This is a genomic window from Clostridium lundense DSM 17049, from assembly GCF_000619945.1.
In the GTDB taxonomy this organism is placed as follows: domain Bacteria; phylum Bacillota; class Clostridia; order Clostridiales; family Clostridiaceae; genus Clostridium_AO; species Clostridium_AO lundense.
Map to the genome: position 1 here is coordinate 81,581 of NZ_JHVC01000013.1, position 15,811 is coordinate 97,391.

Here is a 15,811-nt window from a genome sequence, read left to right on the forward strand (position 1 = left end):
GTTTTCGTATCATTTTTAAATTATTATGTAGAGTTATTCTTTTATGATTGGCATTGTTTTCATATGATCTTGATGATAAAATACTAGTTAAATATAGGTTAATTGTGGTATATTTTCTGTCCTTAGGGTATCCACCTATAAACCATTGCTAAGCCCTTGATTTTTCAATGGTTTATGCAACTTTATAGGTTGTCCTTAGGGGTGTCCTTAGGTTTATATAAAAAATAAGGGTTATCCACAGTATATTTATATTGTGGATAACCTCATATAACGCCCTAAACATCAATGTCTAACGACTATGCAATTACACGTTATAACGAATAACGCTTAAATAGAAAATTTCTGAAAAACCCTTCAAAAATCGAAAAAAATAGAGGTTTCTTCGCCACGTTTCATGAAAACACCTCTTCCCACCTTACCCCGTTCAACCCCTTATATTCCCGGCCTTTCCCGGTTATTACTTCCCTTATTCTATATTTGACATACTACGTGATACTTAACATTTGCAACTTAAACTTTACTTATATGGAAATTATGGAATATATCTAATTACAACTAATAGTAAAATAGACAAGTATAATCATTAAAATTTAAGGATATTTCAATGACTCATAACTTGTCTATTTATTGTAATCTAAAAATACTGAACATGAATATAATGTAATAAATTTGTTTTGCATTTATTAATACGGCATTTAGTTTTAATAGAAATAATATAACAATTTTATAAATTTAATAGCTGTTCTTTCTTAGCATCAAATTCTTCTTGTGTCAAAACCCCCATATCAAGAAGCTCTTTAAATTTTATCAATTCATCAGCCACTGAAACAACAGTATCAGATCCTAATCTCTCATTATCATTATCGCTATTATCATTATTGATTTCATTAATTGCTTCATTAATTCTAGAATTAATTAACTTTACAGCTGTTTTATCTGATGTTATATTAAAAATTCCTTTAATAGTATCTACTGTAATAGTTCCAAGTACCATTCCTAACTTTAATGTAATATTATTAATGTCTTCTAATGATATAGATTGAAGTGTTTCTTCCTCTATTATATCTATATCTTCCTGAACAATTATTATACGTTTACTAGTGATTGCATAAGCATAATTACCATCATGCTTTGTTGCAGAAACATAGTTATGCACCCCCACAAATGTTACATATACTTTTTCATCATCCAGTAGATTGTCTTCAATTATTTTAAAATGTCTTAGCATAAATTTTTTATTACATCCAGAATCAAATTTATTGTCATTACAATACTGATACATTCCTTCTGCTGTAGATAATGGATCTCTATATTGTTCCAACTCATCTAAAGGTATCATTTGTTTAATATCTTCTATAGTAACTTTTGAAACATCTACCGACATAGCTCCACCTGCTTTTTTCAAACATTCAGAACATATCCATGCATTAGATCTTTTAATTTTGAATCTATTCCACCCTACTTCTTTACCACATACTCCACAAACAGCCTTCAAATCAAAAAAACCCAAGACAACATCCCCCTTATAACTTATATGGATAAACTTTCCATTACATTTTATCATATATCTTATAGGAAATAAATATAAAATTTGGTACTAACTAAATACTTAATATTTTATGGTAGCTTTTTACACCTTCCACAATGATGCTTCACGAGCTTGAAAACCATGTTGTTACTAATAAAAAATTATGTACCACTATTTTAAAATTTATGAATGAGATGTCCCACCTAGAAATATTTCTATTGTGAGGCATCCCATTCATATATAATTTTATATTGATTTTTGATTCATAGCATCCTTTAAATTTAAAATCTTTTGTCAGAAGCTTTTTTATCATCCTATTACAAAAGAAATTTTTAAGGTCTATATTCTTGATACATTTCTATTACTCTACCATTTTTTAGGGTTAAATCAAAATATGGCCAATCTTCATATTTTCCAGCAATTATACTATTGAAATCTTTATCCACATATGAAGTTTGGTAATTATTTTTAGGATCAAAATGTAATTGTGTTATTTTTACGTTATTATCAACTTCTAAAGTAGCTGTATTACTAATAGGCATATCAAATCCATCATCTGGAATCCAATCTCCAGTTTCATCATGTACAATTACAAGTTTTCCAGTTTCAGCTTCATATTGTCGTGCTTCATCTAAATCTGTAACAAATTTGTCAAAATATCCTTCTATATATTTTTTATTATCTTTTATATATCCTTTTTTTATAAAAAACAACATTTTTTCTTTTCCTCTTAATATATCTTCTACTGCTATACTTACAGAACCTTTACCACCTAATATAATTAAATTTGAACATCCAGTACTATCTAAATATCTTTTCTGTTCTATTATATTACTACCATCAGTTAATATAATTGGTGCATTTAATTTTGTTGCTAAGGTACTACCAGATAAGGCGTCTGGAAAATTTTCACCATTTGCAACTATTGCATAGCCTGAATTTAAATTAAAGTATTTACATACATTTAATGAAGTTTCATATCTATTATTTCCCTTAACTCTTTCTATACTACTATTTAATTTTAATTCATTCTCAATTGAACTATCTATTGACCCTTCTCCCCCTATTATATAAATTTTAGATGGCTGAATTTCTTTTAAAGTATCCTTAATTTCATTAGGTAATTTTGTTTTATGGCTCATTAATATTGGATATCCTTTAGATGCAGCAATACTTGAAATACTTAAGGCATCTGCAAATCCATAACCATTAACTAAAAATACTGGCGTACCTTTTTCTACATTCATAAAATGAACAATTTGTTTATTTGTATCAAATCTATTATTTCCGCCTAATCTTTTTATATTATAGCCTAATGATTTAAAATAATCTAAAAAGTTATCATTTATAGATGCATTTCCTCCTAGTACATATATTGTTCCTCCAGCTGCTAAATGTTTTTTTATATAATTTATTGAACTAGAACTTGATGAAATTGTGTTATTCATTAATAAAATAGGAGCATTTAATTTTTTAAAAAGCGTACTTCCTGATAATGCATCCGGAAAATTATTACCACTTGCTATAATTATGTTTTGTACTGTGCTACTACTAAATTTATTTGAAATATTTACTGAAGTTTCATATCTATTTCTACCTGTAATTCTACTTATACTATAGACATCTTTTGCATGTACTTGGTTTGATACTCCAAAAGTTATAATGGCTGCTAAAACCATAATAGATACTTTTTTCATTCTAATAAACATCCCCCTAAGATTTATAATTATCTCTCAATAAAATATATTCAATATAAAGCTTAAATTGCTATATTTGCTCATAAAACAAAATTTTAAAGAACTGTCTTAAATAAGACAGTCCTTCAACTTGCAAGTTTAAATTAATTTTTGATTCATAACATCCTTTAAATTTAACTTTTCAATTCTTTTTTCTATTTCTGCATTATTTGTAGAGTAAAGTCCTGTGTCTTTCATTCTCTTAAAATATTCAGCTCCTGCAAAGGTATATCTCTTTCTTCTTCCTTCTTTTGTTGCCATTTGGAAGTTTGCATAGGATATTATATCTCCTATAGCTGTTGCCTTTGGAAGAATTAGAAGTGGCATGCCTAAAAAATATCTTACTGCATTATGACCGGCTAGAGATCCTGTACACATAGCTTCAGTATGCCCTACAAAAAGTCCGCTCTTTTCTCCAGCACAGAACAAGTTCTCCAATCCTTTAACCTTCATATCATCAGTCCTTGGAGCTACAGAAAGATATCTTATGGAATTTGCTTTTCCACCTGCATATGGATCAATAAATCTTGCATATTCCAATCCTTTTATTTTTCTTAATTTATCTAAAGGATAAAATGGAGTCATTAATTTTATGTGTCCAGTATCTAAAAGTACTATATTCTCTGCAAATTCTCTTAATGCATATTGTTGACAAACCTTAAGTTTCAATTTATCCATATTAATGTCTTCTGGTGGTACTTTTAACACCACAGCACCATTTTGTTCTATTTCTCTTAAAAGCTGTTCAGATATACTCTCTTTACATAATTTACATGATCCACTAAATGCTCCATATACATCTTCTTCTCTTTCTCCTTGAAGATCTTCAACTCCAGCTCTAGAACTTATACTTACCCTTGGTCCAAAGGCTGGGCATCTTAATATACACATGGAACAACCATTACCATACTTCAAACAATTTCCCATAGGTCCTGTAGAACCTGTAGTTTCTACAAATACATCTCCCTTTACATAGGTACCATCTGACAAATATACTCCTACTATTTTATTTTTATCCTTTTCCACATCTACTACCCTATTCATAAAATGTAGTTCTACACCTAAACTTTGTAGATGTTTTCTTACCTCTGGTTCTACTTTATTAACATCATATAGCCAAGCATGACCATGTCCTGGAAACTCTATATTTTTGTGTCTTGTATTTCTATCTGTTATGTTTATTAAATCTCCTGCCCCTAAATTTATTAGTTCCTCCGCTGCAGTATATCTTCCGTTATTTCTCATTATTCCCCCAACGTTTCCTAATCCTATTAACATATCAGTCTTCTCATATAAAACAACTTGAGCTCCAGCTTTTCTGGCAGAAATTGCTGCGGCGCAGCCTGCCCAACCACCGCCTATAATTATAACCTTCATAGTAGTCTCCTTCCCTCCAAAATATTTCTTGGATCTATTTGAAGTTTACAGGATCTTTCTATATTAAAGTATTTATTTTTAACACTACAGCTTCCGCAAACTCCTTCTCCACAACACATCTTTGCATTATTGCAGCAAGAAAATTCTATAGTCTCTCCTATTAACTGAAGTACATTATAGTTAATAATATCTGCTGCAGAAGAGTGTACCACATTTACCTGTTCATTTTTTAATATAGAAAGTAATATTCTTTTAAACTCCGATGATATTTCTCCCTTTTCGTCTATCAACGTAGTAGTAACAAGTTCACAATTATACAAATCTAAATATTTTTTTATAAATAAATCTTTGTAGGGATTTTTATCAAGTATTACATATATTTTATTTCCATTAGCATAAAGCTTTTTAAGTACTGGTACAATAGGAGCCTGCCCTATCCCCCTAGTAATAACAATGGAGGTACCATCTTTACTCTTATAAAGATTTTTAAGTCCCAATATTCCATTCCAAAATGGACCTTTTACTAATATTTTCTCTCCTTCATTAATTAAGTTTAAATTTTTAGTCTTTATTCCCTTTACTTCTAATGCTAATACTATTCTATTTTCTTCAACATTTACATCCATAACAGATATAGGTGTTGAAAAGAAATGATCACTATCTGGGTTTCTTAAAAATACAAAACTTCCCGGAGATGTTAATTCTTTTGCTAATTTGTGAGGTACAGATATTGTAAATAGAGCTAAATCGTCATATATGAATTCTTTATTTAAAAGCACACACTCTATTTCTTTTCTTCCTTCCTTAGCTTTTTTTCCATTCCATACGAATTCCTGATAAATACATACTCCTTTCCAATTTATACAATCACAAAAATCTTTATCCCTTAATTGAGAGCAAAGTATACATTCCCCGCTTTCTGCTAAATGGCAAGGACAATATTCACTTCCTGCATCAATACAGTCTCTCACCTCATAGTTCATTTATACTCCTCCTGGTAATTACTAAACCTATACTACTAATTTATTTAATTTTAATTATTTGGTTACTTTTTTAAAGTATTTTTATTATATAAATCATATGACTTTATTTTTAAATCACACTCCATTTAAATTTAAAAATAACTTAATATATAAAAAACCTAGGAAAATTAATCTTCCTAGGCCTCTGGTTATTATCTTAATTTATTTAATTCTTCTTTAACAAAGCTCATAAGTTCTTTTATCATTTCCTCTGAAAAATCGAATTTTATTCCTGCTGCTTCATAAACCTCTCTAATTCCTACAGAACTTCCAAGAGAAAGAGCTTTTTTATAATCTTCTATAGCTTTTTTAGGATCTATATTATAGTTTCTCCATATCTGTAAAGCTCCAAGTTGAGCCATAGCATATTCTATATAATAAAATGGTACTTCATAAATATGAAGCTGCTTTTTCCAATAATGCTTTAATTCCTCCTCAAATCCAGTAAAGTCTACTGTAGGAAATTGAAATTCCTTAGCCATTTCTAAGAATTTATTATTTCTTTCTTCTTTACTACATTGCGGATTCAGATATAAAAAGTGCTGGAATCTGTCCACCAATATACCCCAAGGTAAAAATGTGATTATTCCCTCTAACTGCTCTCTTTTAGCTCTTTTTAATTCTTCTTCATTTTTATAGAATACATTCCATCTATCCATGGTAATAAGTTCCATACTCATACTGGCAAGTTCTGCTGTTTCACTCGGCATATCTCTGTACTCACATAAATTTATATCTGATGTTAATGTATTATGTACAGAATGTCCTCCTTCATGGGCAAGTGTTACTAAATCATCATGGGATTGTGCTCCATTCATAAAAATACAGGAAACTTTACTTACAGGAAAATAGTCACAAAATCCTCCTGGTGATTTTCCCTTTCTACTTTCTAAATCAAGGGTTCCTTCTTTTTTCATTTTAACTAAAGTATTCTCAAAAATTTTATCTTTTTCTGCAAAAACATTGATTACACCATTAACAAGATCTTCTATATCACCATATGGCTTTAATGGCTTTTCACCTATCTTTATTCCTTCTAAATCCCAAGGTCTATAATTATCTACATTTAGTTCTTCTTTATGATTATTACGAATTTCTGAAGCTACTGGTACTACATACTTTAATACAGAATTATGAAAATTCAAACAGTCCTCTGGAGTATATGAAAATCTCTCTAATTTTTTAAACATATATTCTCTAAAATCTTTACAATTTGCATTACTAGCTTTTTTATCTCTAATTTTTATAAGCTTATCCATTATTTCATCTAGCTTTTCCTTATCCTGAAGTCTTCTTTCTTGAATTAATTCCCAAGCTTTTTCACGAATAGCTCTATCTGAATTCTTTAAATACTTGTTCATTTGTTGAAGAGTCTTTTCCTCCCCTTCCCAATTAACTATCATATTTCCAGTTATATTATAGTATTCAGTTGATAATTTAGATTCTTCTATTTCTAAAGAAATGTTCTCTTCTCTAAACAATTCAATAGAATTCACACATTTTTTAATTAATAAATCATATTTGTCACTTAATTCATCTCTAAATTTATTCCCATAAAAAAACTTATCTAATTCAGCTGAGTATTTTTTAACCATAGGCATTAATATCTCTTCATCATACTCATATGCTTTTTTAGATTCTTCATTATTATTATCTCCATTAAATATGAAATAATTTCTTCCAACATTCTCTTTTACTTTATCATAAATTTTATTTCTATCCTCTAACCATTTTTCTAATTCTTTTACAGAACTTATTCTTCTTAACAAAAGTTCATTAAATTCTTTTTCTAATGCATTTATATCTGTTTTATAAATCTTTTCCATATTTTATTTCCCCCTATTATGTTAAAACTTACATAAATAATTATAACATAGATTTCCAGCAATTATTAAATTCAAAATAACTAGGGCTGACTTCTTGAAAATATTTCCACGGAAATATCTTATTAACATGTTATGATATAAACTCTTTCTTTATTATTTGCTCTTTTAAATTTTATATGATATAAAGATAGTTGGATGAATCTATTATAAAGGCGGTAATAAAATGAACTTAATATCTGTAGAAAATTTAAGTAAAAGTTATGGAGAAAAAACTCTGCTTAATAGTATTAATTTTGGCATAAATGAAGGAGATAAAATAGGCATTATAGGAATAAATGGAACTGGTAAATCTACTCTACTTAAAATAGTTGCAGGTATAGAAAACTATGATACAGGTAATATTATTCAAAAAAATAATCTTGTTATAGAATATCTTCCTCAAAATCCTTTTTTTGATGAAGAAGCCACTGTAATTGAACAGGTTTTTAAAGGAACATCACCTTTAATAAAAACTATAAGGGATTATGAAGAATGTTTAAACGAAGTAGAATTAAATCCTCATGATGAAACTTTACAAAAAAGACTTATGAATCTAACTTCAAAAATGGATAGTTTAAATCTTTGGCAAATAGAAAGCGAAGCAAAAGCTATATTAACTACCTTTGGAATTACAAAGTTTTTTCAAAAGATTAAAAATCTATCAGGAGGACAGAAAAAAAGAATTGCTCTTTGTAGTGCTTTAGTAAACCCTAGTGATCTTTTAATTTTAGATGAGCCTACTAACCATATGGATAATGAAATTATAAGCTGGTTAGAGGAATATTTAAATAAAAGAAAAGGTGCATTACTTATGATTACTCATGATAGATATTTTTTAGATAGAGTAACTAATAAAATATTTGAAATAAGTAAAGGTACTCTTTATAGTTACACTGGAAATTATAGTGTATTCTTAGAAAAAAGATTAGAAAGAGAAGAATTAGAACAAGCTTCTGAATCCAAACGTCAAAATCTTTTAAGAAGAGAACTTGAATGGATAAAAAGAGGGGCCAAAGCTAGAACAACAAAACAAAAAGCTAGAATTGACAGATTTAATAAGCTTTCTGAGGAAACAATAGACATAGGTAATGATAAATTAGAAATATCTACTTCCTATACACGACTTGGTAAAAAAGTTATAGAACTTAAAAACGTATATAAATATTTTTCAAATAATCCACTAATTAAGGATTTTAACTATATTGTTTTACCTGATGATAGAATAGGAATAGTAGGTCCTAATGGTATAGGTAAATCTACTCTTATTAATATTTTAGTAGGAAATTTAAAACCAGATGAAGGAACTGTAGATATAGGCGAAACCGTAAAAATTGGTCACTTTTCTCAAGAATGGAAACCTATAAATGAAGATTTAAGAGTTATTGAATATATTAGAGAATCTGCAGAGTTTATAACCACATCTGATGGAACAAAAATATCTGCTTCTCAGATGCTAGAAAAATTTTTATTTACTCCAGAAGCACAATGGACCCCTATAAATAAACTTTCTGGTGGAGAAAAAAGAAGACTTTATCTTTTAAAAGTATTAATGGAATCCCCAAATGTATTATTGTTAGATGAGCCTACTAATGATTTAGATACTGAAACTTTAACTATATTAGAGGATTACCTTCAAAGCTTTAATGGAGCTGTAATTGCTGTTTCCCATGATAGATACTTCTTAGATAAAGTTGTAGATAAGATCTTCGTTTTTGAAGGTCTAGGTGTAATTAAAGAATACACAGGAAACTATACTGAATGTTGGGAAAAAATAAAGGATAAAAGTTTTAAAAATAACGAAGAAAAATCAAATACAGAAAAAATTAATATAAAAAATAAAAATAATGAAGAAAAGAAAAAGGAAAAAACTTTAAAATTCTCTTATAAAGAAAAATTAGAATATGAAGAAATAGAAGGAATTATTGAAAAGCTAGAAGAAGAATTATCCTCAGTAGAAAAAGATATAGCATATTTTAGTTCTGATTTTAAAAAGCTTGAAGAATGCTTAGAAAAAAAGAATGAATTAGAAAAACTTCTTGAAGAAAAAATGGATAGATGGGCATATCTTAATGAACTAGCTGAAAAAATAGAACAATCAAAAGCCTAATATAAATGGGCTGTCGCACTAAGAATAAATCATACAATATATTGTGTTAACTTTAAACTTGCAAACAGTATATTGTATGTAAATTCTTTAATGCGACAGCCCATTTATACTAATTTCTTCTTGGATTGTCAAAACTAGGAGGTGTAGGATTAGGATTAGCAAAGTTTCTTCCTGGTGTTGATAAATCAAAATATAATTTAGAATCTTCTGTAACTCCATAATCTTTATTTGATCCTCTATCTTTTACCTTGTTTAGCGCTTCTCTAAATAATGCATTATGAGCTTCCTCCCTATTTAACAGAAAATCTATTGTTCTTCTAATTTCTTTATCATTTATTTGTCTATACAAGTATTCATAGACTACCTTAGCTCTTTGTTCCGCAGCTATATTAGATAATAGATCTGCTGCTATATCTCCTGTTACATTTATATAATGAGCAGTCCATGGATCTCCTGATGAATTTGTTAACATTGGAGATAATCCACCTAATACATGTGCTTCTATAGTACCTGCTACAGCTTTAGTAATATCAACTTCATGACCATTTAACAAATTTATTGTTTGAGCTACCATTTCCATGTGACTTAATTCTTCTGCCGCAATATCTAAAAATAAATCTTTTATTGCTGGATCTTTAATACGAAAACTTTGAGATGCATACTGTAATGCAGCTTTTAATTCCCCATTTGCCCCACCTAATTGCTCTTGCATTAATATTGCATAATGTGGATTAGGCTGTTCCACCTTTACATCTTGTAATAAACTTTTATCATGTTTAAACATATATAAAAGGCCTCCTTATCTATTTAATATAATTATTGTTAGTATTAACTACTAATAAAACATTAATTCAAACTAATTATTCATATTATGAATAACTAATCAAATTAATGAAAAAAATATATATGTTACCATACATTGAAAGGAGCATTCTAAATGAAAGCATTAACTTATGAGGGAATTAGACATATTGGTGTAAAGAGTGTAAAAGATCCATCAATTATTAATAAAGACGATTTAATTTTAAAAGTTACTTCTACAGCTATATGTGGATCTGATCTACATTTAATTCATGGTATGATCCCTAATATGCCAAAAGGCTTTATTCTTGGTCATGAAACCATGGGCATAGTTGAAGAAGTTGGTTCTGAGGTTACTAGTGTAAAAAAAGGTGATCGAGTTATTGTACCATTTCCAATATCTTGTGGTCATTGTTGGTATTGTGAACATGATCTTTGGAGTCAGTGTGATAATTCCAATCCTAATGGTGAAACTGGCGCCATATTTGGATATAGTAATACCTTTGGAGGTTATGATGGCGGTCAGGCAGAATATTTAAGAGTACCTTACGGAAATGTGGGTCCAACAATCGTTCCCGAAGAACTTGAAGATGAACAAGTGTTATTTTTAACTGACATCCTTCCAACATCATACTGGGCAGTTGAAAACGGAGGTGTTAAGCTAAATGATACAGTAGTAGTTTTAGGCTGTGGTCCTGTAGGTCTATTAACACAAAAATGGGCCATATTTCATGGAGCAAAAAGAGTAATCGCAGTAGACAGAGTGAATTATAGATTGAATCATGCTAAAAAGTTTAATCAAGTAGAAACAATAAATTTTGAAGATCATGATAATACTGGTGAGTATATTAAAGAAATAACTGGCGGCGGTGCTGATGTAGTAATAGATTGCGTTGGTATGGACGGAAAAATGTCTGGTATAGAAAAAGTTGAGACTATTCTTAAACTGCAAGGAGGCTCAAAATCCGCTATAGAAATTGCCACACAAGCAGTAAGAAAAGGTGGTACTATCTCCATAGTTGGTGTATATGGAAGCAAATATAATTTATTCCCATTTGGAGACTTATTTTCAAGAAACATAACTTTAAAAATGGGGCAATGTCCTGCTCATTCCTATGTGCCTAAAATATTAAATTTAATTAAAGAAAATAAATTTGACCCTAGAGATATCATAACTCATACACTTCCATTAGGAAAAGGAGATTACGCTTATAAAATTTTTGATGAAAAATTAGATAATTGTATTAAAGTAGTTCTAAAACCATAGATCTATATATAAAAAGTTAGTATAACTTTTCACTCTATGTACAATAATAATTTTGAACAATTATTTTATCAGAGGAGAGATACTATGGATAACAACACAATAAAAGTAAACACTACATCTAAAAAAATTCCAATCGAGCAACATAATACTGCTGCCTGGGCAAACATTGAAAGCACAAAACCTCAATCCCAGGTTACTGTACCTAGCGAAACAGAAACTTTTAACGCTAAAGAATGGGTAGATTCTAACCAAAAATAAACAGAGTTCTTGACTTCAGAAGGAGTTTTTACTCCTACTGAAGTTTAGCAATCGTTATCCAGGGACGTACCCGCTCTTTACTCCCACTTTAAAGAAAATGGGAGTATTAGAGCGGGTAGTCATGGGATAAAATTAATATTCATTAAAATACCCCAAAATGAAAAGCACCTTGATTTCAAGGTGCTTTTCATTTTCATATTATTTTAGAAGTTTTCAGACATTTTTTTGTAGGTAGCATATCTTTCTTTTGCATGTTTTTCTGCTGCATTAAACATTTCTTCTGCAATATCTGGGAATACATTAGCTAATGACGTATATCTTATTTCTCCTCTAATAAAGTCTTGGAAGGATGCTTCCGGTTCTTTAGACTCCAGAATAAATGCATTTTTACCTTCTTCTTTTAATATTGGATTATATCTATATAAATGCCAGTATCCTGCAGCTACAGCCTTCTTTTCTTCTGCTACACTGCTTCCCATACCTGATTTTATACCATGGTTTATACAAGGTGCATAAGCAATTATTAAAGATGGTCCTTTATATTCTTCAGCTTCCCTTATTACCTTTAATGTTTGATTCATATTAGCTCCCATAGCTATCTGAGCTACATATACATATCCATAACTCATAGCCATAAGTCCTAGGTCTTTCTTCCTTATTCTCTTTCCTGCTGCGGCAAATTTAGCTACAGCTGCAGTAGGTGTAGACTTTGACATCTGTCCTCCAGTATTAGAATAAACTTCCGTATCCAATACAAGTATATTTACATCATCTCCTGATGCTAATACATGGTCTAATCCACCATAATCAATATCATAAGCCCAACCATCTCCACCAATTATCCATATGGATTTCTTAGTTAGATAGTCTTTCTTATCCATTATTTCTTTTAATATTGGATCCTTAGCATAGTCCTCTTTTTTCAATATTTCTATAATATTTTCTGAAGCACATTTAGATTTTTCTCCGTCATCTATTAAGTCTAACCACTGTGTAAATGCTGATTTTATTTCTTCCTTATACTTAGTTTCATTTAATGCTTCTCTAATTAGTTCTTCTAATCTTTCTCTAATGTGCTTAGTTCCTAAATACATTCCATATCCATATTCTGCGTTGTCTTCAAATAATGAATTACCCCAAGCAGGTCCTTGACCTTTACTATTTGTAGTATATGGGTTTGATGGAGCACTTCCTGCCCAAATTGATGAACAACCTGTAGCATTGGCAATCATCATTCTGTCTCCATATAGTTGAGTTATAAGTTTAACATAAGCAGTTTCTCCACAACCTGGACAAGCTCCATTAAACTCTAACAATGGTTTCTTAAATTGGCTACCCTTAACAGTATATACATCCATAGGAGACTTTTGGTCTTCAATAGTTACTGCAAAATCCCAATTAGCATCTTCCATTTCTATTTCTTCTTCTGCTGGTTTCATAATTAAAGCCTTACCTGGAGCTGGACATATATCAGCACAGTTACCACAACCAGTACAATCTAGTGGATCAACTTGAATTCTATATTTATAATTTTCAAGTCCTTTACCTGTTGCCTGCTTAGCCTTAAATGTATCAGGAGCATTCTTTAAATCCTCCTCAGTAAGCAGGAATGGTCTTACAGTAGCATGTGGACAAATATATGAACATTGGTTACATTGAATACATCTATCAATTTGCCATTCTGGTACAAGGACCGCTATTCCTCTCTTTTCATAAGCTGTAGTACCTAATGGGAATGAACCATCTTCCATTCCAACAAAAGCACTTACAGGTAGTTCATCACCCTCAAGTCTTGCCATAGGTATTTGAATATTCTTTACAAAGTCTGGAACATTTCTTTCTACAACCTTTTCTTGTACTGCATTCTTCCATGATTCAGGAACATTTACCTTTATAAGTCCATTTATTCCTTCATCAACTGCTGCCTTATTCATTTCAACAATTTTTTCACCCTTTTTACCATAAGTAGTTTGTATTGAATCTTTTAAATATTTTGCTGCATCTTCTATAGGTATTATATTGGCTAATTTAAAGAAAGCGGATTGCATTACCATATTTATTCTTCCACCAAGTCCAATATTTCTAGCAATACTTATAGCATCTATTACATAGAAGTTAATATCATTTTCAGCAATATATTTTTTTAGATAACTTGGTAACTTTTCGTCTAATTCCCTTTCTTCTTTCCATGGACAGTTTAATACAAAGATTCCGCCCTTCTTTAAACCTTTTAATAAATCATAATTATATAAGAATGATTTATTATGACAAGCTATATAATCTGGATTAGATACTAAGTAAGCTGATCTTATTGGCTTTTTACCAAATCTTAAGTGTGAAACTGTAGTACCTCCAGATTTTTTACTATCATATGAAAAATACGCCTGAGCATATAAATCTGTTTTGTCTCCTATTATTTTAACTGCAGTTTTGTTTGCTCCTACAGTTCCATCAGATCCAAGTCCCCAGAACTTACAGCTTATAGTTCCTTCTGGTGCAGTATTTACTATTCCTTCCGAAGGGATAGATGTGTTAGTTACGTCATCGGTTATTCCTATAGTGAAGCGATCTTTTGGATTATCCTTTTGTAAATTTCTAAATACTGCAATTAATTCTGAAGGTGTTGTATCCTTAGATCCTAATCCATATCTTCCACCAACTATAATAGGTTTATCTTCTTTTTCATAGAACAATTTTGCTATATCCAAATATAATGGTTCCCCTATAGAACCTGGTTCTTTTGTTCTATCTAATACTGCAACTCTTTCTACAGTTTTTGGTAATACATTAAAGAAATATTTTTCTGAGAAAGGTCTATATAGATGTACCTTTATAAATCCTACCTTTTCTCCTTGAGTTAACATATAATCAATAGTTTCTTCTAAAGTATCACATACAGATCCCATAGCAACTACCACATATTTTGCATCTTGTGCTCCATAGTAATCGAATGGGTGATATTCTCTTCCTGTTATATTTTTTATTTCTTTCATATATTCTTCTACTATATCAGGTACTGCATCATAAAATTTGTTGGAAACTTCTCTTCCCTGGAAATATATATCTGGATTTTGAGCAGTTCCCCTAAGAGTAGGATGTTCCGGATTCAATGATCTCTTTCTGAATTCATCTATAGCTTTATAATCAACTAACTTTGCCACATCTTCATATTGAATTACTTCTACTTTTTGATACTCATGAGAAGTTCTAAATCCATCGAAAAAATGCAAAAATGGTATTCTAGACTTTATTGCTGATAAATGAGAAATAAATCCTAAATCCATTACTTCTTGAACACTTGAAGAAGCTAGCATTGCGAATCCTGTTTGTCTGCAAGCCATTACGTCTTGATGGTCACCAAAAATAGATAAAGCGTGAGCCGCAATAGCACGGGCACTTACATGGAAAACACCTGGCAGTAACTCTCCTGCTATTTTATACATATCAGGTATCATAAGCAAAAGTCCTTGTGATGCAGTATAAGTGGTAGTTAAAGCTCCTGCTGCCAAGGAACCATGAACTGATCCTGCTGCTCCTGCTTCAGACTGCATTTCTGCTACCTTTACCCTTTGACCAAATATATTCTTTTTCCCATGAGCAGACCATTCATCTACACCTTCTGCCATTGGAGTAGATGGAGTAATAGGAAATATAGCTGCAACTTCTGTAAAAGCATAAGAAGCATAGGCTGCTGCTCCATTTCCATCCATTGTTTTCATTACTTTTTTCATAATTCAACCTCCTTATGTAAAATCACAATACATATAGTTTATTATTGGGTTAATATTTATTTTTTATGTACTAAAAAATATGCTTTTCCCTATATAGATTTTGCATAAGAGATGATATT

General features: G+C 30.2%; 10 protein-coding genes. 3 read left to right on the top strand and 7 right to left on the bottom strand.

What is annotated here, in order from left to right:
• Positions 1–724: 724 nt before the first annotated feature.
• The 5 genes from T514_RS0115225 to T514_RS0115245 form a co-directional block, all read right to left on the bottom strand.
• Positions 725–1,510 (bottom strand): SHOCT domain-containing protein, encoded by a 786-nt coding sequence (locus T514_RS0115225; RefSeq protein WP_027625561.1) that lies wholly within the window; start codon positions 1,508–1,510, stop codon positions 725–727.
• A 350-nt stretch (positions 1,511–1,860) separates the two neighbouring features.
• Complete coding sequence (locus T514_RS24690; RefSeq protein WP_051542065.1) at positions 1,861–3,225, bottom strand: cell wall-binding repeat-containing protein; 1,365 nt, start codon at positions 3,223–3,225, stop codon at positions 1,861–1,863.
• A 138-nt stretch (positions 3,226–3,363) separates the two neighbouring features.
• Positions 3,364–4,641: an FAD-dependent oxidoreductase gene (locus T514_RS0115235; RefSeq protein ID WP_027625562.1), complete on the bottom strand. Its 1,278-nt coding sequence runs from the start codon at positions 4,639–4,641 to the stop codon at positions 3,364–3,366.
• Positions 4,638–5,624 (bottom strand): sulfide/dihydroorotate dehydrogenase-like FAD/NAD-binding protein, encoded by a 987-nt coding sequence (locus T514_RS0115240; protein WP_027625563.1) that lies wholly within the window; start codon positions 5,622–5,624, stop codon positions 4,638–4,640. The genes T514_RS0115235 and T514_RS0115240 overlap by 4 nt, the downstream gene beginning before the upstream one ends.
• Positions 5,625–5,815: 191 nt before the next feature.
• Positions 5,816–7,489, bottom strand: coding sequence for a M3 family oligoendopeptidase (locus T514_RS0115245; RefSeq protein ID WP_027625564.1), 1,674 nt, complete (start codon positions 7,487–7,489; stop codon positions 5,816–5,818).
• Positions 7,490–7,712: 223 nt separating this feature from the next.
• Between T514_RS0115245 and T514_RS0115250 the strand changes: the two genes are divergently transcribed.
• Complete coding sequence (locus T514_RS0115250; RefSeq protein WP_027625565.1) at positions 7,713–9,635, top strand: ABC-F family ATP-binding cassette domain-containing protein; 1,923 nt, start codon at positions 7,713–7,715, stop codon at positions 9,633–9,635.
• Between the two features lie 109 nt (positions 9,636–9,744).
• On the opposite strand, the gene T514_RS0115255 is transcribed toward T514_RS0115250, so the two are convergent.
• Entirely contained in the window at positions 9,745–10,419 is a 675-nt protein-coding gene (locus T514_RS0115255; RefSeq protein ID WP_027625566.1) for a manganese catalase family protein, read from the bottom strand.
• 153 nt (positions 10,420–10,572) lie between these two features.
• Here T514_RS0115255 and T514_RS0115260 point away from each other — a divergent pair, with 153 nt between their 5' ends.
• Positions 10,573–11,703: a zinc-dependent alcohol dehydrogenase gene (locus tag T514_RS0115260; protein ID WP_027625567.1), complete on the top strand. Its 1,131-nt coding sequence runs from the start codon at positions 10,573–10,575 to the stop codon at positions 11,701–11,703.
• Positions 11,704–11,787: 84 nt separating this feature from the next.
• On the top strand, positions 11,788–11,961 hold the full coding sequence (locus T514_RS26190; RefSeq protein WP_084284611.1) for a CDIF630_02480 family spore surface protein: 174 nt from the start codon (positions 11,788–11,790) through the stop codon (positions 11,959–11,961).
• A gap of 203 nt (positions 11,962–12,164) precedes the next feature.
• Here the strand turns inward: T514_RS26190 and nifJ are convergent, their stop codons facing one another.
• Complete coding sequence (gene nifJ / locus T514_RS0115270; protein WP_027625568.1) at positions 12,165–15,692, bottom strand: pyruvate:ferredoxin (flavodoxin) oxidoreductase; 3,528 nt, start codon at positions 15,690–15,692, stop codon at positions 12,165–12,167.
• Positions 15,693–15,811 lie beyond the last annotated feature (119 nt).